The 19,481-nt window shown below is 61.4% G+C and carries 20 protein-coding genes and 1 pseudogene; 11 read left to right on the top strand and 10 right to left on the bottom strand.

Annotation, left to right across the window (positions count from 1 at the left end):
* The first annotated feature begins 26 nt into the window (after positions 1–26).
* The 6 genes from JKA62_RS08010 to JKA62_RS08035 all read left to right on the top strand — a co-directional run bounded on the left by JKA62_RS08010 (position 27) and on the right by JKA62_RS08035 (position 6,367).
* Positions 27–941 carry an ABC transporter permease subunit gene (locus tag JKA62_RS08010; RefSeq protein WP_039766704.1) on the top strand — a complete coding sequence of 305 codons (915 nt, stop codon included), beginning with the start codon at positions 27–29 and terminating at the stop codon, positions 939–941.
* Between the two features lie 3 nt (positions 942–944).
* Entirely contained in the window at positions 945–2,246 is a 1,302-nt protein-coding gene (gene livM, locus JKA62_RS08015) for a high-affinity branched-chain amino acid ABC transporter permease LivM (protein WP_011332207.1), read from the top strand.
* Complete coding sequence (locus JKA62_RS08020) at positions 2,243–3,115, top strand: ATP-binding cassette domain-containing protein (protein ID WP_007950657.1); 873 nt, start codon at positions 2,243–2,245, stop codon at positions 3,113–3,115. The genes livM and JKA62_RS08020 overlap by 4 nt, the downstream gene beginning before the upstream one ends.
* Entirely contained in the window at positions 3,112–3,828 is a 717-nt protein-coding gene (locus JKA62_RS08025; protein ID WP_201817235.1) for an ABC transporter ATP-binding protein, read from the top strand. The genes JKA62_RS08020 and JKA62_RS08025 overlap by 4 nt, the downstream gene beginning before the upstream one ends.
* Positions 3,829–4,567: 739 nt before the next feature.
* Positions 4,568–5,332 (top strand): SDR family oxidoreductase, encoded by a 765-nt coding sequence (locus JKA62_RS08030; protein ID WP_011332209.1) that lies wholly within the window; start codon positions 4,568–4,570, stop codon positions 5,330–5,332.
* Between the two features lie 129 nt (positions 5,333–5,461).
* Entirely contained in the window at positions 5,462–6,367 is a 906-nt protein-coding gene (locus JKA62_RS08035; RefSeq protein WP_011332210.1) for a cation diffusion facilitator family transporter, read from the top strand.
* A 39-nt stretch (positions 6,368–6,406) separates the two neighbouring features.
* On the opposite strand, the gene JKA62_RS08040 is transcribed toward JKA62_RS08035, so the two are convergent.
* The 7 genes from JKA62_RS08040 to JKA62_RS08070 form a co-directional block, all read right to left on the bottom strand.
* Entirely contained in the window at positions 6,407–7,540 is a 1,134-nt protein-coding gene (locus JKA62_RS08040; RefSeq protein ID WP_201817236.1) for an AGE family epimerase/isomerase, read from the bottom strand.
* 100 nt (positions 7,541–7,640) lie between these two features.
* Positions 7,641–8,213 (bottom strand): HupE/UreJ family protein, encoded by a 573-nt coding sequence (locus JKA62_RS08045; RefSeq protein ID WP_201817237.1) that lies wholly within the window; start codon positions 8,211–8,213, stop codon positions 7,641–7,643.
* Between the two features lie 27 nt (positions 8,214–8,240).
* Positions 8,241–8,855, bottom strand: a complete 615-nt coding sequence (gene ureG, locus JKA62_RS08050) for an urease accessory protein UreG (RefSeq protein ID WP_008001031.1) — start codon at positions 8,853–8,855, stop codon at positions 8,241–8,243.
* Between the two features lie 22 nt (positions 8,856–8,877).
* Complete coding sequence (locus JKA62_RS08055; RefSeq protein WP_201817238.1) at positions 8,878–9,552, bottom strand: urease accessory protein UreF; 675 nt, start codon at positions 9,550–9,552, stop codon at positions 8,878–8,880.
* Positions 9,549–10,049, bottom strand: a complete 501-nt coding sequence (gene ureE, locus JKA62_RS08060) for an urease accessory protein UreE (RefSeq protein WP_201817240.1) — start codon at positions 10,047–10,049, stop codon at positions 9,549–9,551. Before ureE ends, JKA62_RS08055 begins: the two co-directional genes overlap by 4 nt.
* Before the next feature lie 206 nt (positions 10,050–10,255).
* Positions 10,256–10,888, bottom strand: coding sequence for a TetR family transcriptional regulator (locus JKA62_RS08065; RefSeq protein ID WP_007950628.1), 633 nt, complete (start codon positions 10,886–10,888; stop codon positions 10,256–10,258).
* A 174-nt stretch (positions 10,889–11,062) separates the two neighbouring features.
* Entirely contained in the window at positions 11,063–11,527 is a 465-nt protein-coding gene (locus JKA62_RS08070) for a hypothetical protein (protein WP_011332215.1), read from the bottom strand.
* A 382-nt stretch (positions 11,528–11,909) separates the two neighbouring features.
* On the opposite strand from JKA62_RS08070, the gene JKA62_RS08075 reads away from it, so the two are divergent.
* A complete protein-coding gene (locus JKA62_RS08075; RefSeq protein ID WP_201817243.1) occupies positions 11,910–13,985 on the top strand; it encodes an AsmA family protein in 2,076 nt (691 codons plus the stop codon).
* 101 nt (positions 13,986–14,086) lie between these two features.
* Here JKA62_RS08075 and JKA62_RS08080 read toward each other — a convergent pair whose 3' ends face one another.
* Positions 14,087–14,617, bottom strand: a complete 531-nt coding sequence (locus tag JKA62_RS08080) for a ferritin-like domain-containing protein (RefSeq protein ID WP_011332217.1) — start codon at positions 14,615–14,617, stop codon at positions 14,087–14,089.
* A 31-nt stretch (positions 14,618–14,648) separates the two neighbouring features.
* Positions 14,649–15,618 (bottom strand): annotated as a pseudogene (locus JKA62_RS08085) (LysR substrate-binding domain-containing protein).
* A gap of 119 nt (positions 15,619–15,737) precedes the next feature.
* Between JKA62_RS08085 and JKA62_RS08090 the strand changes: the two are divergent.
* The 3 genes from JKA62_RS08090 to JKA62_RS08100 all read left to right on the top strand — a co-directional run bounded on the left by JKA62_RS08090 (position 15,738) and on the right by JKA62_RS08100 (position 17,664).
* Positions 15,738–16,376 carry an FMN-dependent NADH-azoreductase gene (locus JKA62_RS08090; RefSeq protein ID WP_011332219.1) on the top strand — a complete coding sequence of 213 codons (639 nt, stop codon included), beginning with the start codon at positions 15,738–15,740 and terminating at the stop codon, positions 16,374–16,376.
* Entirely contained in the window at positions 16,377–16,682 is a 306-nt protein-coding gene (locus JKA62_RS08095) for a DMT family transporter (protein ID WP_011332220.1), read from the top strand.
* 91 nt (positions 16,683–16,773) lie between these two features.
* Positions 16,774–17,664, top strand: coding sequence for an esterase/lipase family protein (locus tag JKA62_RS08100; protein ID WP_201817246.1), 891 nt, complete (start codon positions 16,774–16,776; stop codon positions 17,662–17,664).
* Here JKA62_RS08100 and JKA62_RS08105 read toward each other — a convergent pair.
* Positions 17,661–18,554, bottom strand: a complete 894-nt coding sequence (locus tag JKA62_RS08105; RefSeq protein WP_201817249.1) for a DMT family transporter — start codon at positions 18,552–18,554, stop codon at positions 17,661–17,663. The genes JKA62_RS08100 and JKA62_RS08105 overlap by 4 nt on opposite strands.
* 98 nt (positions 18,555–18,652) lie before the next feature.
* Here JKA62_RS08105 and JKA62_RS08110 point away from each other — a divergent pair, with 98 nt between their 5' ends.
* On the top strand, positions 18,653–19,447 hold the full coding sequence (locus tag JKA62_RS08110; RefSeq protein WP_201817252.1) for an AraC family transcriptional regulator: 795 nt from the start codon (positions 18,653–18,655) through the stop codon (positions 19,445–19,447).
* Positions 19,448–19,481 lie beyond the last annotated feature (34 nt).

Genomic DNA, 19,481 nt, shown 5'->3' on the forward strand with positions numbered 1-19,481 from the left:
AGGTTCTCACTGCGTGAGATTGCGTTATGGATGGTATTTTCCTGCAGCAACTGGTCAACGGCCTGACCCTCGGGTCGGTCTATGGCCTGATCGCCATCGGCTACACAATGGTCTACGGCATCATCGGCATGATCAACTTCGCCCACGGCGAGGTTTACATGATTTCTGCTTACCTGGCGGCAATCAGTCTGGCTCTGCTGGCTTACTTCGGTATTGAATCCTTCCCGCTGCTGATGCTCGGCACCCTGGTATTCACCATCGTGATCACGGCGGTGTATGGCTGGGTCATCGAGCGAGTGGCTTACAAACCCCTGCGCAACTCCACCCGACTGGCACCGTTGATCAGCGCCATCGGCATCTCCCTGATTCTGCAGAACTACGCACAGATCGCCCAAGGCGCCAAACAACAGGGCGTACCCACACTGCTGACCGGTGCATGGCGTGTCGAAGTCGGTACCGGCTTCGTGCAACTGACCTACACCAAAGTCTTCATCCTGGTGGCCGCATTCGTCGGCATGGGCCTGCTGACCTACGTCATCAAGTACACCAAGCTCGGGCGCATGTGCCGTGCGACCCAGCAAGACCGCAAAATGGCTTCGATCCTCGGCATCAACACCGACAGGGTCATTTCCTACGTGTTCATCATCGGTGCGGCCATGGCGGCGTTGGCCGGCGTGCTGATCACCATGAACTACGGCACCTTCGACTTCTATGCCGGCTTCATCATCGGCATCAAGGCATTTACTGCGGCAGTACTGGGCGGGATCGGTTCGCTGCCTGGCGCCATGCTCGGCGGGATCATCCTCGGGATATCCGAGTCGCTGTTCTCGGGTCTGGTCAACTCCGACTACAAAGACGTGTTCAGCTTCTCGCTGCTCGTACTTGTTCTGGTCTTCCGGCCTCAGGGCCTGCTGGGCCGTCCTCTTGTGTCGAAGGTGTAAGCGATGTCTTCAACCACTACAAAATCCATTGATGTCAAAAAAAGCCTGGTTGAGGCGATTCTCGCCGGACTGATCGCCCTGATCGTGTTCGGGCCGATTGTCGGCGTGGTACTCGACGGCTACAGCTTCAACCTCGAACCGACCCGCGTGGCGTGGATCATCGCCATCGTCATGGCCGGCCGTTTTGCCCTCAGCCTGTTCCTGCAAACCCCCAAAGGCCTGCGCATTCTCGACGGATTCGAGAGCACCGGTTCCGGCGTGCATGTGCTGCCCCCGGACTACAAATCGCGCCTGCGCTGGATCATCCCGCTGATGATCGCCATCGCCGTAGCGTTGCCGTTCTTCTCCAACTCCTACCTGCTGGGTGTGGTCATCCTCGGACTGATCTACGTGCTGCTGGGGCTGGGACTGAACATCGTGGTCGGTCTGGCCGGCCTGCTCGACCTGGGTTACGTGGCGTTCTACGCCATCGGCGCCTACGGTCTGGCGCTCGGGTATCAGTACCTCGGGCTGGGCTTCTGGACCGTGCTGCCGCTCGCAGCGATCACCGCTGGCCTTGCCGGTTGCATCCTCGGTTTCCCGGTACTGCGCCTGCACGGCGACTACCTGGCGATCGTGACCCTGGGTTTCGGTGAAATCATTCGTCTGGTGCTCAACAACTGGCTGTCCCTGACCGGCGGCCCGAACGGCATGCCGGCGCCACTGCCGACCTTCTTCGGTCTGGAATTCGGCAAGCGGGCGAAGGATGGCGGGGTGCCGTTCCACGAGTTCTTCGGCATCGCCTACAACCCGGACGTGAAGTACTACTTCATTTATGCGGTGCTGTTCCTGGTGGTGCTGGCGGTGCTGTACATCAAGCATCGTCTGGTGAAGATGCCGGTTGGCCGCGCTTGGGAAGCCTTGCGTGAAGACGAGATCGCCTGCCGCTCGATGGGCCTCAATCACGTACTGGTCAAGCTCTCGGCGTTCACCATCGGTGCGTCCACGGCAGGTCTGGCGGGTGTGTTCTTCGCGACTTATCAAGGCTTCGTCAACCCGACCTCGTTCACCTTCTTCGAATCGGCGCTGATCCTCGCCATCGTGGTGCTCGGCGGCATGGGCTCGACCATCGGTGTGGTGATTGCAGCGTTCGTGCTGACGGTTGCTCCGGAACTGCTGCGCGGCTTCGCCGAATACCGCGTGCTGCTGTTCGGCATCCTGATGGTGTTGATGATGATCTGGCGACCTCGCGGGCTGATCCGCATCAGCCGTACCGGGGTCACTCCACGCAAAGGTGCCATTCACTATGAGAGGACTGCGCCATGAGTGAGGTCGTACTCTCTGTTGAAAAACTGATGATGCACTTCGGTGGCATCAAGGCCTTGAGCGACGTCAGCCTGAAGGTCAAACGCAACTCGATCTTCGCCCTGATCGGCCCCAACGGCGCCGGCAAGACCACGGTGTTCAACTGCCTGACCGGGTTCTACAAGGCTTCCGGCGGCAAGATCGAACTCAACGTGCGCGGCCAGCAGACCAACGTCATCCAGCTGCTGGGCGAGTCGTTCAAACCGACCGACTTCGTCTCGCCGAAAAACTTTGCCAGTCGCCTGTATTACAAGATGTTCGGCGGCACCCACCTGGTGAACCGCGCGGGCCTGGCCCGGACGTTCCAGAACATTCGCCTGTTCAAGGAAATGTCGGTGCTGGAAAACCTGCTGGTGGCCCAGCACATGTGGGTCAACCGCAACATGCTGGCCGGCATCCTCAACACCAAGGGTTACCGCAAGGCCGAAAGCGACGCGCTGGACTGCGCGTTCTACTGGCTGGAAGTGGTGGATCTGGTGGACTGCGCCAACCGTCTGGCCGGTGAACTGTCCTACGGCCAGCAACGCCGTCTGGAAATCGCCCGGGCCATGTGCACGCGGCCGCAGATCATCTGCCTCGACGAACCGGCCGCCGGCCTCAACCCTCAGGAAACCGAAGCGCTGAGCGCGATGATCCGGCTGCTGCGCGACGAGCACGATCTGACCGTGGTGCTGATCGAACACGACATGGGCATGGTAATGAGCATTTCCGATCACATCGTGGTGCTGGACCACGGCATCGTCATCGCCGAGGGCGGTCCGGATGCCATTCGTAACGATCCGAAAGTGATCGCTGCCTACCTGGGCGCCGACGAAGAGGAAGTCGTATGACGCAACCCATCCTCGAACTCAAGGATCTGGACGTGTTCTACGGCCCGATCCAGGCCCTCAAAGGCGTTTCGCTGCAGATCAACGAAGGAGAAACCGTCAGCCTGATCGGCTCCAACGGTGCCGGCAAATCCACGCTGCTGATGTCGATTTTCGGCCAGCCACGGGCGGCGGGCGGGCAGATCCTCTATCAAGGCGTGGACATTACCCACAAGTCATCGCACTACATCGCTTCCAACGGCATCGCGCAGTCGCCGGAAGGGCGGCGGGTGTTCCCCGACATGACCGTCGAGGAAAACCTGCTGATGGGCACCATTCCGATCGGCGACAAGTACGCCAAGGAAGACATGCAGCGTATGTTCGAGCTGTTCCCGCGGCTCGAAGAGCGCCGTAATCAGCGGGCCATGACCATGTCCGGGGGCGAGCAGCAGATGCTCGCGATCGCCCGGGCGCTCATGAGCCGGCCCAAGCTGTTGCTGCTGGACGAGCCGAGCCTCGGTCTGGCGCCGATCGTGGTGAAACAGATCTTCGCCACCCTGCGGGAATTGGCGCAAACCGGCATGACCATTTTCCTCGTCGAGCAGAACGCCAACCACGCGTTGAAACTGTCCGACCGGGCGTACGTGATGGTCAACGGCGAGATCCGCCTGACGGGCACCGGCCAGGAACTGCTGGTGAACGAGGAAGTGCGTAACGCTTACCTTGGCGGTCATTGATCGTTTGACGTTGTCCACAAGCCCCGATGCGTGAGTGTCGGGGCTTTTTTGCGCCTGCTCGTACTCGGAAAACGAGGACTTTCGGGAAATTGTGGAAAACAAAATCGCCAACCTGCCAAAGCGCGACATAAAGCCGCTGCAAATGGCTGTTTTTCCACAGTTTTGACTTGTCCCCGTTTGCTGTGGAGCTGGCTGTGAATAACGTGGGTGTAGCTGGCTGTAAGCCTTTGAATACGTGGCTTGCAGCGCTGTGGTTGTTTTTTGAGCAGTGTGTTTTTGCTGAGAGGAAGGCTTGTTTGTCAACCTTTTTGTGGAGGCGCAAAACAGCGCCGACAGCTGTGGTCAATCCTGTGGATAAGTCTGTGATTAAACTCTGGAAAGACTCGGCTGAGGGCCGTAATTGCTGGCCTCGCGCAATCATGGCCATGACCGGTCGGTCGTGCAAAATGCCCTGCCCGGCACAACTGGTTGTTCAGGGTCAAGCAAAAAACTTTCTGAATCGCTCGCAAAGCCTTGTGTGGCGCGGCTTTGCGCTTTTCCACTTGCCCCCGAAAACTGTGGAAGGGCTTGTGGATAACGTGCGTGCACATGGCTACAGGCCACGGCGCATAGGGTGTAGCGGCCGTTGATCAATTAATGAGCAGGATTCGGTGGTTGCCGGTTAAAGCAGGGCCGGGCATGCTGCCCGCTGATTTTCTATTCCAATGGCCGCCCCGGCGGCCGAAGCAAGGAGAACACGATGTCCAACACCCTGTTTATCACCGGCGCGACCTCCGGTTTTGGTGAAGCCTGTGCCCGTCGTTTTGCCGAGGCCGGCTGGAAACTGGTGCTGACCGGTCGTCGTGAAGAACGCCTCAACGCGCTGTGCGCCGAGCTGTCGAAGCAGACCGAAGTGCATGGTCTGGTGCTGGACGTGCGTGATCGCAAGGCGATGGAGGAGGCGATTGCCAACCTGCCGCCATCGTTCGCCAAGCTGCGCGGCCTGATCAACAACGCCGGCCTGGCGCTGGGCGTGGACCCTGCACCGAAGTGCGACCTCGATGATTGGGACACCATGGTCGACACCAACGTCAAAGGCCTGATGTACAGCACTCGCCTGTTGCTGCCGCGCCTGATCGCCCACGGTCGCGGCGCCGGTATCATCAACCTCGGTTCCATCGCCGGTAACTACCCGTACCCGGGCAGCCACGTTTACGGCGCGACCAAGGCGTTCGTCAAACAGTTCTCGCTGAACCTGCGCTGCGACCTGCAGGGCACTGGCGTGCGCGTCAGCAACATCGAGCCGGGCCTGTGCGAGAGTGAGTTCTCGCTGGTGCGTTTCGCCGGCGATCAGGCGCGTTACGACGCCACCTACGCCGGTGCCGAGCCGATCCAGCCGCAGGACATCGCCGAGACCATCTTCTGGGTGCTGAACGCGCCGGCGCACATCAACATCAACAGCCTGGAACTGATGCCGGTGAGCCAGACCTGGGCCGGTTTTGCCATCGAGCGCAACAAGGCTTGATACGGTTTTGCCCTCTTTGTCAGTGGGCTGGCAAAGAGGGCAAATCGGCCAAAATCTGGCAGTAAGGTAGACTCACTCCTCAACAACCCGCCGCACCCAGCGGTTTTCAAGGTTTTTCGAGGAGTCAAAGTGAGTAACCGAGGTGAGCAGTCGCTGCTCAAACAATCGACCATCCTGATGTTCGCCGTGTCGATCGCCGGGATCGCCACCGGTTTTGTTTCGGGTTCCCAGTCCATCCTGTTCGATGGTTTTTTTTCGTTGATTGCAACGTTCATCAAAGTCCTGATGCTGATCACCGCGAAGCTGATCGCCAAGCAAAGCAACCAGCGTTTCCAGTTCGGTTTCTGGCATCTGGAGCCGATGGTGCTGTTGATCGAGGGCAGTTTTCTGTTGCTGATCGCGATCTACGCGTTTCTCAACGGTGTGTTCGGCATCATCAACGGCGGTCGTGAAATCGAGCTGGGGCTGGTGATCATTTACGCGGCGGTGTTCACCGTTGTCGAGTTCGCCTACTTCTTCTACGTGCGCCACCGTAATCGCAAGTTCAAGTCGAGCCTTATCCAGTTCGACAACATCAGCTGGCTTGTAGACGCGATGCTGTCGGTGGGCCTGTTGATCAGTTTTCTCGCGGCGCTGCTGCTCAAGTCCCAGGGCTATGGCGAGTGGGCGAAATTTGTCGACCCGCTGATTCTCATCGTGCTGGCCCTGACCATGCTGCCGCCGGCCTTCAAGATCCTCGGCCCGGCGCTGCGGGACGTACTCGGTATTGCGCCGGACACGCTGGACGATCAGGTGCGCCAGGTGATGGATGCGGCCAAGGTCGAGCATGGTTTCGACGACTACGTGTCCTACGTGCAGAAGCACGGGCGGGCGCGGTTCATCGAAATTCATGTGGTGTTGCCGGCGAATTACCGGCTGCAGAGCGTCGGTCAGCTGGATGTGCTGCGTGAGGAGATTTCCGCGAAGCTGGGCAAACCGGATGCGGCGCGCTGGCTGACCATCAGCTTCACCGGCGACAGGAAGTGGATTGCCTGATGTTGCGTGGCGAGGGAGTCGCCTCCCGCGCCACGGCTGTCAGCTCAGATAGTCGGCGAGGCCGCGGGAGCAGGTCGCCAAGTGATACGGCGTGGTCGACGGCATGTCCTTGCGGCTGACCTCGCCCTGTTCGTCGCGGCATTCATGCCAGCCACCGGCATGCAGGAAGCGCTGCTGCAACGCCTGCAACTGGCGCAGCACGGCGGCTTCGCTGTCCGGACGCAGCGTCAGCGCGCGCAGGTATTCGGCCTGGGCCCAGATGCGTTGGGTCGAATCCTTCGGACGCCCGCCCATATTCAGATCGAGCATGGCCCGCACCGCGCCGGACGGCTGCACCACGCCGTACTGCTCGGTGAACGCAAAGGCCCGGTCCAGCGCGGCATGCAGTTTCGAGCCGCGCAGCAGGGGCGAGGATTCCAGCAGGAAATACCACTCGAACTGGTGGCCCGGCTCATACCAGTTATCCACAGCACCCAGCGGTTTTTCCATCAGCACACCGGCCTGAGGATCGACGAAACGCTTGTGCATGGCTGTGCATAACTCGCTCAGCGCTTGCTTGACCTGTGCATCTTCGCGCACGGCCAGAGTGGCCAGGAACGCTTCGGCCAAGTGCATCAATGGGTTTTGCAGCGGGCCGGTTTCCAGCGTGATCCAGTCGCGGTCGAGGCAGGCTTCGTAGAGGCCGTCACCGGTGGCGAAACGTCGGCCGATGACTTCCAGCGCGGCATTCAGGGTCGATTCGACCAAGGGCTCGCGGGACTTTTCCCAGTAATGCGCGCAGGCAAACAGGATGAAGGCGTGGGTGTAGAGATCCTTGCGCTTATCCAGCGGTTTGCCCTGCGGATCGATGCTGTAGAACCAGCCGCCGTGCTCGGCATCGTGGAAGTGCCGTTGCAGGGAACGGAACAACGCAGCCGCGCGGACTTCGGCGTTATCCACAACCCCGATCAGGCTTGAGAACAAGTACAGCTGCCGTGCGCAGGCCATCGCCCGGTAGCGCTGTGGTGGCAGCGGCTGATGTGCAGCGTCCAGCGCCTCATAAGGCAACGCCATGTCGGCGTTCCAGCCCGGCCCTTGCCAGAGGGGCACGATCACGTCGAGAAAGTGCTGTTGCACTTCACCGAACAGGGCGGTCAGTTCAGGCAGGGAGGTGGAGCGGGAGGCGTGGGGCATGGGCGGACGTCGTCACGGCAGGGGCGATTGCGCGACATGGTAGCAGAGAGTGGCGATCGATCGTTCCCGCGCCATACGCGGGAACGATCAGAGGTGCAATTCAGCCGGCCAGCAACCACGCGCCCGTCACCGCCGAAGCGGCGCCGGCCAATCGCACCAGCGGCGCGGCCGCCTGAGGCAGAAAACGCACGACCGCATAACCCGCCGCATGCAGCGCAGCCGTTGCGACCACGAAACCGGCGGCATACGCCCATGGACTCGACATGTCCGGCAGCTCCAGGCCATGGGCCACGCCATGGAACAGTGCAAACATCGCCGTCGCCGTTACCGCCATCACCAGCGGCGGACGCACCGCCAGTGCCACCGCCAGGCCCAGCGCCAGCACCGAGGCGGCAATCCCGCTTTCCAGCGCCGGCAGCTCCAGCCCTTCAAAGCCGAGCAAACCGCCGATCAGCATGGTGCCGACAAAGGTGCACGGCAGCGCCAAGCGCGCGGCGCCTTGCTGCTGCGCGGCCCACAGACCGACGGCCACCATCGCCAGCAAATGGTCGAGGCCACCGATCGGGTGGCTGATGCCGGCCACCAGGCCAGAGTCGCCGTGGCCGGGGTGAGCGAAGGCCAGGGCCGGGGTCAGCAGCAGCGCGACGGCGCCGAGAATGCGTTTGAGTGTCATGGATAAGCTTCCTTGTTGATCAGTGAATCAGGCTGCAGTCAGCAGGCCCTGGCGTTCGATGAAGGCGATGATTTCTTCCAGGCCTTGCCCGGTTTTCTGATTGCTGAACACGAACGGCTTGCCGTTGCGCATGCGCTGGGTGTCGCTGTTCATCATCTCCAGCGAGGCGCCGACCAGCGGTGCGAGGTCGATCTTGTTGATCACCAGCAGGTCGGATTTGCAAATGCCGGGCCCGCCCTTGCGTGGGAGTTTGTCGCCGGCCGACACGTCGATCACGTAGATGGTCAGGTCGGACAGTTCCGGGCTGAAGGTCGCGGACAGGTTGTCGCCGCCGGATTCCACCAGAATCAGGTCCAGCCCCGGAAAACGCCGGTTCAGCTGATCCACCGCTTCGAGGTTGATCGAGGCGTCCTCCCGAATCGCGGTGTGCGGGCAGCCACCGGTTTCCACGCCGATGATGCGCTCCGGTGCCAGGGCCTCGTTGCGCACCAGGAAGTCGGCGTCTTCGCGGGTGTAGATGTCGTTGGTGACCACCGCCAGGTTGTAACGCTCGCGCAGGGCCAGGCACAGGGCCAGGGTCAACGCGGTCTTGCCGGAACCGACCGGGCCGCCGATGCCGACGCGCAGGGGTTGTGTGTTCATGTGATTCTCCTGATAAAAGGCCCTAGGAACGGAACAGGCGGCTGTACTGGCGCTCATGGGCCATGCACGCCAGGGACAGACCGAACGCGGCGCTGCCGAGGTGTTCGGGATTGATTCGGGTGGCGTCCTGCTGGGCCTGTTGCAGTAGCGGCAGCAGTTCGCTGGTCAGGCGCTGGGCGGCTTGCTGGCCCAGCGGCAGGGTTTTCATCAGCACCGCGAGCTGGTTTTCCAGCCAGCTCCACAGCCACGCGGCGAGGGCGTCCTGCGGGGTGATCTGCCAGGCGCGCGCGGCCAGAGCCCAGCACAGGGCCAGGTGCGGCTCGGCGCAATGTTCGAGAAAATCCCGCGCTGGCTGATCGAGTTCGGGCAGGCCGTTGAGCAATTGCTGCAACGAGTAGCCCATCTGCCGGCTCTCCAGATGCAGCTCGCGGGTTTCGCGGCTGGCGCGGTGGCTTTCGCAGAGCTTGCGCAATTCATCCCAGTGTTCGTCCGCGGCGGCCTGGCAATGGGCGAGCAGCAGGGGCGCTTCAAACCGCGCGAGGTTGAGCAGCAATTGATCGCTGATCCAGCGGCGGGCGCTGTCCGGGCTGTCGACACGGCCGTTATCCACAGCCATTTCCAGGCCCTGGGAATAGCTGTAGCCGCCAATCGGCAATTGCGGACTGGCCAGGCGCAGCAGCGCCCAGGCCGGGTTCACAAACGGACGCCGAACTGATGGAGTTTCGGCGCGTAGTTGAAGTCTTCGTCACCGTGCCGCGAATGATGATGGCCGCCACCGTAGGCGCCGTGTTCCGGCTGGAACGGGGCTTCGATCGATTCGACCTGCGCACCCAGTTGTTCAAGCATCGCCTTGAGCACGTAATCGTCGAGCAGCCGCAGCCAGCCGTCACCGACTTGCAGCGCGACGTGGCGATTGCCCAAGTGATAGGCCGCGCGGGTCAGTTCAAAGGCGTTGGCGCAGGTGACGTGCAGCAATTGTTCAGGGCGGGCACAGACCCGGACGATCCGGCCATCTTCGGCTTGCAGGCACTCGCCGTCATACAGCGGCGGCCGACCGCGCTCCAGAAACAGCCCGACGTCCTCGCCTTCGGCACTGAAACAGCGCAAGCGGCTTTTGCTCCTGGCTTCAAAGGTCAGGTGCAACTCGGCGGCCCAGACGGGGTGGGGCTCGATTCTGCGATGAATCACCAGCATCGGAAAGCTTCCAGCAGTGGACAATGCTCAGGCTAGAGCAAGGGGCTTGCCAATCGGACAAGACGTAGGAAATCCCTGTCGGAGCCTAGTGGATGTTTCAAGATGTTGCAGGATTGTGGGGCGTTTTGGTGCATGAAGTTTTTTACATGCACCAATTTGCGGCGCAAAAAAAATCGCAGCTCCAGGCTGCGACTTTTTTTGCTTTCTCACTCGGTACTGCCGAGCCCTTGCCAGTGCTTCAACCCGATAAAGATGAAGCGCAACTGCTGGGTGATCTTCGCCTGTGGCGTCAGATGCTCCGGCAGAGCTTCGGCGGGCGGGTCGATGATGTCCGGCAGGGTGGCGAACACCGATTTGACGATCAGGTCGGCCATCACGCTCAGACCCTCGCGATTGAGGTGCTGAAGTTTGGGCATCAGGGCCAAGTCCGCCGCCAGGTCGGAGCTGATGTCCTCACGCAAGCGGCCAATGGCCTGACGCACCGGCAACGATCCGCCGTACTGCTCGCGGGCCAGAAACAGAAATTGCGAACGGTTGGCGCTGACCACGTCGAGGAAGATCCGCACCGACGCATCGATGATCCCGCCCATGACGAATTCGTTGTGGCGCACCAGGCGGATGGTTTCGCGGAAGGTCTGGCCGACTTCGCTGACCAGTACCAGGCCGAGTTCGTCCATGTCGGCGAAATGCCGGTAGAAACCGGTGGGCACGATGCCGGCGGTTTTTGTCACTTCACGCAGGCTCAGGCTGCCGAATCCTCGGCCGCTTTCCATCAAGTGGCGGGCAGCGTCCATCAGGGCGTTGCGGGTCTGTTGTTTCTGTTCGGCGCGGGGCAGCATCGCAAGGGTGTGTTCTTAGGCAAGACAAGCGCCGCACTCTAGCAAATCGGCTTTGTCGGCGTCGAACGGCAGCGGGGGAGATGGAGCAGGGAAATCGCGACTTCTTTATACCGGCTTATGAAAAGTCAAAAGCCCAATCCGGGGATTGGGCTTTTTTTCCAGGCCGCCATGGGCTTAGCTCAAAGCGCTGTTGCGTTCGATTACACGGTCACCACCACCTTCGGCCAGGGTTTGACCTTGTGGGGTTTTGTCGTAACCGTCAGCAGCGAGGGTCTGGCCTTGTGGGGTGCGGTCGCCACCGTCAGATGCCAGGGTTTGACCTTGTGGAGTGCGATCCGAACCGTCTTGCACCAGACCTTTTTCTTCCAGACGATCACGGCCGCCTTCAGCTACGGTTTGACCTTGTGGGGTTTTGTCATAGCCATCTTGAACCAGACCTTTTTCTTCCAGGCGGTTACGACCGTTTTCAGCCAGGGTCTGGCCTTGTGGAGTGCGGTCCGAGCCATCAGCGGCAACAGTCTGGCTGAACACCGAGTGGCTGGTTTTGACTTGCGGAGTGGCTTGATCGGCAGCTGGCAGGGCGAAAGCGGTGCTGGCCAGCATCGAGAGGGTAAGACTGAACAGAAGTTGGCGTTTCATGATGGGTTGCTCCTTGGGAGGGCGATAAAGTGGGTACGAGGGCAATGCTACTCTCGATAAGTCGATATAAAAGTTCATAAACACAATGGTAATAATCAACAGAATTGATTGTTCGCTCGGGAGGCTCTAGCTCGGGCGTTTCAGGCGGGCGGTTTTGCACTGGAGTGGGTATTTTCCACCCACTTGCGCTCCGCAAATGTGCGGGCCCGGTAACGCCAACTCGACCGATCGGTCAGAATGGCGACCGTTTTTCCCCCTCGATGGGGCTTTGGATTAAACCTGCGGGCTGTTTGTCAGTCACAGATTTCATGAGGGCCATCGCGGCCCGTCGTTTCAGCTGCGTCGTGCCAATGGATGCAGTCGTCTTCAGGAGCTTTGTGCAATGACGCGCACGCGTAAAATCTTCGTCTGGACCTTCGCCACCCTCGTGCTGCTTCTGGCGGTGTTGGTTCTGATCATCGTGTTTTTCGACTGGAACCGGATCAAGCCGCCGCTCAACGCCAAAGTCTCGGAAGAATTGCACCGACCGTTCGCCATCAACGGCAACCTGTCGGTGGTCTGGCGGCGTGAGCTCGACGAGGGCGGCTGGCGCGCCTGGGTGCCGTGGCCGCATGTGGTGGCCGAAGACCTGACACTGGGCAATCCCGACTGGTCGAAGCAGCCGCAGATGGTCACCCTCAAACGGGTCGAGCTGCGCATTTCGCCACTGGCCTTGCTGGCGCAACGGGTCGCGATCCCGCGCATCGACCTGACCGAACCCAACGCGCAACTGCAGCGTCTGGCTGACGGCCGCGCCAACTGGACCTTCAAGTTCGATCCCAAGGATCCGAATGCCGAGCCCTCGAACTGGGTGGTCGACATCGGCGCCATTGGCTTCGACAAGGGCCACGTCACTCTGGATGACCAGACCCTCAAGACCAACCTCGATCTGCTGATCGATCCTCTGGGCAAGCCGATTCCGTTCAGCGATATCGTCGGTGACAAAGCCGCGAAAACCGCACAGGACAAGGGCGGCGCACCGCAGGATTACGCCTTCGGCCTGAAAGTCACCGGCCAGTACCACGGCCAGAAACTCGCCGGTCAGGGCAAGATCGGCGGTCTGCTGGCCCTGCAGGACGCGAGCAAACCGTTCCCGTTGCAGGCCCAGGCGAAGATTGGCGATACCAGCGTCGAACTCGCCGGCACATTGACCGATCCGCTGAATCTCGGTGCCCTCGATCTGCGCCTGAAACTGGCGGGTGCCAGCCTCGGCAACCTGTATCCGCTGACCGGCGTGACCCTGCCGGACACCCCGCCGTACGCCACCGACGGTCACTTGATCGCCAAGCTGCATGAGCCGGACGGCGCGCAGTTCCGCTACGAACAGTTCAACGGCAAGATCGGCAGCAGCGACATTCATGGCGATCTGGCCTATGTCGCCAGCCAGCCACGGCCCAAGCTGAGTGGCGCGCTGCTGTCCAATCAACTGTTGTTCGCCGACCTCGCACCGCTGATCGGTGCAGACTCCAATGCCAAGCAGAAGGCCCGTGGCGGCGAAAGCAAACAGCCGGCAGACAAAGTGCTGCCGGTGGAAGAGTTCAAGACCGAGCGCTGGCGCGACATGGACGCCGACGTCGAATTCACCGGCAAGCGCATCGTCCACAGCGAAGAACTGCCGTTCACCGACCTCTATACCCACCTGAAACTCAACGACGGCGAACTGAGCCTGGAGCCACTGCGCTTTGGCGTGGCCGGCGGCAATCTCGATGCGCAGATTCGGCTCAACGGACGTACCGAGCCGCTGGAAGGCCGGGCCAGACTGACCGCGCGCAAGTTCAAGCTCAAACAGCTGTTCCCGACCTTCGAACCGATGAAGACCAGTTTCGGCGAGCTCAACGGCGATGCCGACATCGCCGGTCGCGGCAACTCGGTGGCCAAGTTGCTGGGCGGCGCCAACGGCAACCTGAAGATGCTGATCAACGACGGCGCGATCAGTCGTGAGTTGATGGAGCTGGCAGGCCTCAACGTCGGCAACTACGTGGTCGGCAAGATCTTTGGCGACAAGGAAGTGAAGATCAATTGCGCGGCGGCGGACTTCGATATCAAGACCGGTCTGGCGACGACAAGACTGTTTGTGTTCGATACCGAGAACGCAATCATCTACATCGACGGCACGGCGAACATGGCCACCGAGCAACTGGATCTGACGGTGACGCCGGAATCCAAGGGCTGGCGCCTGATTTCCCTGCGCTCGCCGTTGTATGTACGGGGCAAGTTCATCAAGCCGGATGCGGGGGTGAAAGCGGTGCCGTTGATGTTGCGCGGGGCGGGGATGGTGGCGCTGGGCGTGATCGCTGCGCCGGCGGCGGGGCTGCTGGCGCTGGTGGCGCCGAGTGGTGGCGAGCCGAATCAGTGCGCGCCGTTGCTGGAGCAGATGAAGGCGGGCAAGGCGCCAGCGACTGTCAAACCGACCAAATGATTTTGTAGCGTTTAGAAGAAAGCAATCGCGGGCAAGCCCGCTCCCACACGTTAAGTGAAATCCTGTGGGAGCGGGCTTGCCCGCGATTGGATCTGGAGGACTCAGAGGTCTTTCAGAATATCCGCCATGTCATCCGCATGCTCTTCCTCCTGAGCCAGGATGTCTTCGAAGATCCGGCGCGTGGTCGGGTCCTTTTCACCGATGTACTGGATGATTTCGCGGTAGCTGTCGATGGCGATCCGCTCGGCCACCAGGTCTTCGTAAACCATTTCCTTCAAGGTGTTGCCGGCCACGTATTGCGCGTGGGACATCTTCGACAGCAGGTCAGGGTTGAATTCAGGCTCGCCACCCAGTTGCACGATGCGCTCGGCGAGACGGTCGGCGTGTTCGGCTTCCTGAGTGGCGTGCTCGAGGAACTCGTCGGCGGCGACGTTGGCTTTCAGGCCGTTGGCCATGAAGTAGTGGCGCTTGTAGCGCAAGACGCAGACCAGTTCCGTGGCCAGCGATTCGTTGAGCAGGCGCAGCACTTCTTCACGGTTGGCGCTGTAGCTTTCGGTCACCGCGCCATTTTCCACGTGCTGGCGGGCGCGCTCGCGCAGGGTTTGAACATCAGACAATTGCAGGTCACTCATTTCAGTCTCCTGGAGGCTAATCCGATTGGCGTCACGTTCTGCTGACGTGATCGTTACCAGGTTGTGAGTGATGAATGCTGCAAAAAGTTTTGTCGGATTCAGCGCGGCACATGCCCGGAAAGCTGTGCCTCTTCGCGCAGCCAGGCAAAAAACGCCTTCACCGGTGGATGCCGCTCGCGACCCGGTACGCAAAGTGCGCTGTAACCGGCGCCATCGACCTGGACCTCGCCCTTGTACGGCACAAGCAGACCGCTGGCGACGCTTTGCGACACCAGGATGTTGCTCGCCAGCACCAGCCCTTGTCCGGCAATGGCCGCTTGCAGGGCGTAATGCTCTTCATCGTATTCGCGGACGGCCGGGTGCTGATTCAGCCAGTTCTCGCCCGACTGCGCGCACCAGGCCTCCCAGCCGTGGGCGTAGAGCTTCGAATTGTGCCAATGCACGCTGATCAGCGCCGGAGTGCGGCGGGCGGCCAGCGCCACCTGTTCCGGCGAGCCGTATACGCCGAACGATTCATCGAACAGGCACAACCCATAGAGGTTCGGGTAATCGTCGAGGCTGTAGCGCAGCACCAGATCGACGCTGGCGTCCTGATGCAGGTCGATGACTTCGCAATGCGTGTCCAGCCGCACATTGATGTTCGGATGCTTCGCATAAAACCGCCCCAGCCGTGGCACCAGCCACAACGCGGCGAACGCGGCGGTGGTCGACAGCGTGAGGCTGCTGCCGCTGCGTTGCGGGCGCAGGGTGTCGACGCTTTGCGCCACCTCCAGAAATGCGCCGTGCAGGCTGCGGAACAGCCGCTCGCCGCCCTCGGTCAGGCGCACCTGACGCGGCAGGCGTTCGAACAGCGCCACGCCGAGCCAATCCTCCAGCGAGCGGATCTGATGGGAAATCGCCGTCGGCGTCACCGCCAGCTCTTCGGCGGCTGCCTTGAAACTCAGCAGACGGGAGGCGGATTCGAACGCGCGCAGGGCGGTCAGCGGCAATGAAGCGAACATGGAAACTCCACGGATGAAATCAATTCATCCCGACTGATTTTTGCTCATTTGAGGCGATGAGGTGATGCCTGCAATCTGGCGCCACACAGTCACTCAAGTCTAGTCCCAAGGAGATTCAGATGAGCAAGATTCTTGCGATCCATGCCAGTCCACGCGGTGAGCGTTCTCATTCGCGGCGTCTGGCAGAAACCTTTCTCAGCGCCTGGCAAGTCCGCCATCCCCAGGCGCAGGTTACCCGCCGTGAAGTCGGGCGGGCGCTGATTCCGGCGGTTAATGAGGCGTTTGTCGCGGCGGCGTTTTACCCGGAGCCCGAAGCACGACCGCTGACGATGCAGGCCGATCTGGCGCTCAGCGATCAACTGGTGGGCGAGCTGTTCGATCACGACCTGCTGCTGATTTCCACGCCGATGTACAACTTCAACGTGCCCAGCGGCCTCAAGGCCTGGGTCGATCAGATCGTCCGGTTGGGCCTGACGTTCGACCACACCCTGGACAACGGCATCGCCCAATACACGCCGCTGCTGCACGGCAAAAAAGCGCTGATCGTCACCAGTCGCGGCGGCTTCGGTTTCGGCCCGGGCGGCGAACTGGAAGCGCTGAACCACGCCGATCCTTGGTTGCGCACCGCGCTTGGCTTCATCGGCATCAACGACGTCACGGTGGTCGCCGCCGAGGGCGAGGAATCCGCCGAGCGCACCTTCGCGGTGTCGGTGGCCGAGGCCGAGCAGCGCTTGCTCGACCTGGCCCGGGCGTTCTAGGTGGCCTGGCTGTTTCTGCTGATCGCCGCCGGGTTCGAGGTCACCTTCGCCATGGGCATGAAGTACGCCGAGGGTTTCACCCGGCTCTGGCCGTCGCTGATCACCGTGGTCGCGGCGGTGGGCGGGGTGTACTTCCTGACCCTGGCGATGCGCGAGTTGCCGGTGAGCATCGCCTATCCGATTTGGACCGCCATCGGTTCATTGGGCACGGTGTTTCTCGGTTTCGCTCTGCTGGGCGAGAGCCTGACGCTGGTGAAGTTGCTGTCGGTGGGGCTGATTGTGGCGGGGGTGGTGGGGCTGAAGTAGGCTGGTCGTGGAGTTGTCATCATCGAGGCGGATGCTTGGCGGGCGTTTTGCACGCCCTGCATCCACTTACCGACCACAAGGATGTTTGCCCATGTCGCAAGATTCGGCCACACGTTATCCACTGGTGCTGGTGCCGGGAATGCTCGGTTTCATCCGTCTGGTGCTGTACCCGTACTGGTACGGGATCATCAAAGCGTTGCGCCGGGGTGGTGCGACGGTGATTGCGGTGCAGGTGTCGCCGCTCAACTCCACCGAAGTGCGCGGCGAGCAGTTGCTGACGCGCATCGATGAAATCCTGCGTGAGACCGGTGCGGCCAAGGTCAATCTGTTCGGCCATAGCCAGGGCTCGCTGACGGCGCGATATGCGGCGGCCAAGCGTCCGGATCTGGTGGCGTCGGTAACGTCGGTGGCCGGGCCCAATCACGGTTCAGAACTGGCGGACTATCTGGCGAAATACTATCCGGCGGACAGCGCCAAGGGTCGCATTCTTGAGGCGTTGTTACGCTCTGTCGGCTGGCTGATGGCGCTGCTGGAAACCGGCTACCACGGGCCGAAACTGCCGGTCGATATCCACGCCTCGCACCATTCCCTGACCACTGAAGGCGTGGCGCTGTTCAACCAGCGTTATCCACAGGGCCTGCCGCAAACCTGGGGCGGGCACGGGCCGGAAGAGGTCAACGGCGTGCGGTATTACTCGTGGTCCGGCACCTTGCAGCCGGGTAAAACAGACCGTGGTGGCAACCTGTTTGACGGCACCAACCGCAGTTGCCGGTTGTTCGCCAAAACCTTCGTGCGTGAGCCGGGGCAGTGCGACGGCATGGTCGGCCGCTACAGCTCGCACCTGGGCACGGTCATCGGCAATGACTACCCGATGGATCACTTCGACATCGTCAACCAGTCGCTGGGACTGGTCGGCAAAGGCGCGGATCCGGTGCGGCTGTTCGTCGAGCACGCCGCGCGGTTGAAAGCCGCCGGGGTCTAGGCGGCGCTCGGAGTGCGGGAGCGACCGAGGACGGTGGTCCAGCGCTCGGAAAGAATCACCCCGCCCAGCGTCAGCAAGCCACCGACCAGGTGATACAACGCCAGTTGTTCCTTCAGCACCACCGCGGCAATCAGCGCGGTGATCAGCGGCAGCAGGTTGAAGAACAGCGTGGTCCGGCTCGGGCCCAGGCGCTGTACGGCCTGCATCCAGGCCAGCGGCGCGAGCATCGAGGCCAGCAGGCACGCGTACAACACCAGCGGAATGTTCTGCAGAGTCAGGCCGGTTTTCGGCGACGCGGCGTACAGCGGAAACAGCACCACCACCGCCACCAGCACCTGCAAATACAGCAACACCAGCGGCGGCAGGCGCAGCTGCCATTTTTTCAGCAGGGTGCTGTAGATCGCATAGGCGAGGGTGGCGATCAGCATCATCGCGTCACCCAGGTTCACCCCGTGTTGCAGCAAAGCGCCGAGGCTGCCGGACGACACCACCACCAGCACACCGGCGAACGACAGCACCGCACCGACCAGCGCACCGGCAGTCAGTCGCTGGCCGAGGCTGATGATCGCCATGGCCAGCGACATCAACGGCATCAGCGACAGGATGATGCCCATGTTGGTGGCGCTGGTCAGGGTCGCGGCGAAGTAGGCCAGGCTCTGATAGACCGCCATGCCGAGCACGCCGAGGATGAAAATCTTGCCCAGGTTCGGGCGAATCTGCGGCCAGTGCGCGATCACTTTCTTGAGCATGAACGGCGTGAACAGCAGGCCGGCGAGCAGCCAGCGATAGAAGCCGATCTCGGCGGGGAAGATCGCACCGACCGCAAGCTTGTTGATCACGGTGTTGCCGGCCCAGATGAAAATCGCCAGCAGGGGAAACGCGTATTGCATGGGAGGAGAAACCAGAACGTTGATGAACGGTGATTATCCCCTGTCTGGATGCAGGCCTATACTGCGAACCGGACAACCCGCCCCTGATTCCGGACAGCATGAACAGTAAACACATCGATCTGCTGGATTTCAGCGAACTGCCGTCAGCGGTGTATTTCCGCTATGCCGACTTCAACGCCCACGAATACGCCGCGCCGCATCGCCATCCGTGGGGCACGCTGGAATACGCGGCCCACGGCGTGCTGCATATGGATGTCGATGGCAGCCGCTTCATGTCGCCGCCGCAATACGCGGTGTGGGTGCCGCCGCAGGTCGAGCACAGTTTCTACAGTCATCAGCCGGTCAATTATCGGGCGGTGTGCCTGGCGCCGGATGTGTGTTCCGATTTGCCGGCGCAGGCCTGCACCCTGGCGATCAGCGACATTCTCAAGGCGATCCTCAAGGACTTCGCCGCCCGCGATGTGAAGATCCCGGCGTTCGAAGCCGACCAGCGCCTGGCCCAGGTGCTGGTGGACCAATTGCGCCAGGCCCCGGTTCATCAATGCTATTTGCCTTACGCCAGCAGCCCCGGTTTGCTGACCATTCTCGAAACCCTGCAGGCCGAACCTGGCAATAATGAACCGCTGGCGCATTGGGCGGCGCAGGTGCATGTCAGCGAGCGCACCCTGGCCCGGCAATTCGTGCGGGAGCTGGGGATGAGTTTCGGCGAGTGGCGTCAGCGCCTGCGGTATCTCGCGGCCATCGAGGCGCTGGAAAGTTCGCGCAGTGTGCAGGAAATCGCCTTCGATCTCGGCTACAGCAGCGGTTCGGCCTTCATCGCCATGTTTGCCCGGCAGGCCGGATGTACCCCGGAACAGTATCGGCGCAGCCATCTTGAGGCTAGGAAGGTGTAACAAGCTTTGACTACACTCCAGCAGAGGCCACCTC

Origin of the sequence: Pseudomonas sp. B7 (genome assembly GCF_016735645.1) — a bacterium.
GTDB lineage: Bacteria > Pseudomonadota > Gammaproteobacteria > Pseudomonadales > Pseudomonadaceae > Aquipseudomonas > Aquipseudomonas glycinae.

What these genes read in the sequence shown, in the direction of transcription:
- JKA62_RS08010 (WP_039766704.1), top strand. Translation starts at nt 27, where the DNA reads ATGGATGGTATTTTCCTGCAGCAACTGGTCAACGGCCTGACCCTCGGG.
- livM (WP_011332207.1), top strand. Translation starts at nt 945, where the DNA reads ATGTCTTCAACCACTACAAAATCCATTGATGTCAAAAAAAGCCTGGTT.
- JKA62_RS08020 (WP_007950657.1), top strand. Translation starts at nt 2,243, where the DNA reads ATGAGTGAGGTCGTACTCTCTGTTGAAAAACTGATGATGCACTTCGGT.
- JKA62_RS08025 (WP_201817235.1), top strand. Translation starts at nt 3,112, where the DNA reads ATGACGCAACCCATCCTCGAACTCAAGGATCTGGACGTGTTCTACGGC.
- JKA62_RS08030 (WP_011332209.1), top strand. Translation starts at nt 4,568, where the DNA reads ATGTCCAACACCCTGTTTATCACCGGCGCGACCTCCGGTTTTGGTGAA.
- JKA62_RS08040 (WP_201817236.1), bottom strand. Translation starts at nt 7,540, where the DNA reads ATGCCCCACGCCTCCCGCTCCACCTCCCTGCCTGAACTGACCGCCCTG.
- JKA62_RS08045 (WP_201817237.1), bottom strand. Translation starts at nt 8,213, where the DNA reads ATGACACTCAAACGCATTCTCGGCGCCGTCGCGCTGCTGCTGACCCCG.
- ureG (WP_008001031.1), bottom strand. Translation starts at nt 8,855, where the DNA reads ATGAACACACAACCCCTGCGCGTCGGCATCGGCGGCCCGGTCGGTTCC.
- ureE (WP_201817240.1), bottom strand. Translation starts at nt 10,049, where the DNA reads ATGCTGGTGATTCATCGCAGAATCGAGCCCCACCCCGTCTGGGCCGCC.
- JKA62_RS08065 (WP_007950628.1), bottom strand. Translation starts at nt 10,888, where the DNA reads ATGCTGCCCCGCGCCGAACAGAAACAACAGACCCGCAACGCCCTGATG.
- JKA62_RS08070 (WP_011332215.1), bottom strand. Translation starts at nt 11,527, where the DNA reads ATGAAACGCCAACTTCTGTTCAGTCTTACCCTCTCGATGCTGGCCAGC.
- JKA62_RS08075 (WP_201817243.1), top strand. Translation starts at nt 11,910, where the DNA reads ATGACGCGCACGCGTAAAATCTTCGTCTGGACCTTCGCCACCCTCGTG.
- JKA62_RS08080 (WP_011332217.1), bottom strand. Translation starts at nt 14,617, where the DNA reads ATGAGTGACCTGCAATTGTCTGATGTTCAAACCCTGCGCGAGCGCGCC.
- JKA62_RS08090 (WP_011332219.1), top strand. Translation starts at nt 15,738, where the DNA reads ATGAGCAAGATTCTTGCGATCCATGCCAGTCCACGCGGTGAGCGTTCT.
- JKA62_RS08100 (WP_201817246.1), top strand. Translation starts at nt 16,774, where the DNA reads ATGTCGCAAGATTCGGCCACACGTTATCCACTGGTGCTGGTGCCGGGA.
- JKA62_RS08105 (WP_201817249.1), bottom strand. Translation starts at nt 18,554, where the DNA reads ATGCAATACGCGTTTCCCCTGCTGGCGATTTTCATCTGGGCCGGCAAC.
- JKA62_RS08110 (WP_201817252.1), top strand. Translation starts at nt 18,653, where the DNA reads ATGAACAGTAAACACATCGATCTGCTGGATTTCAGCGAACTGCCGTCA.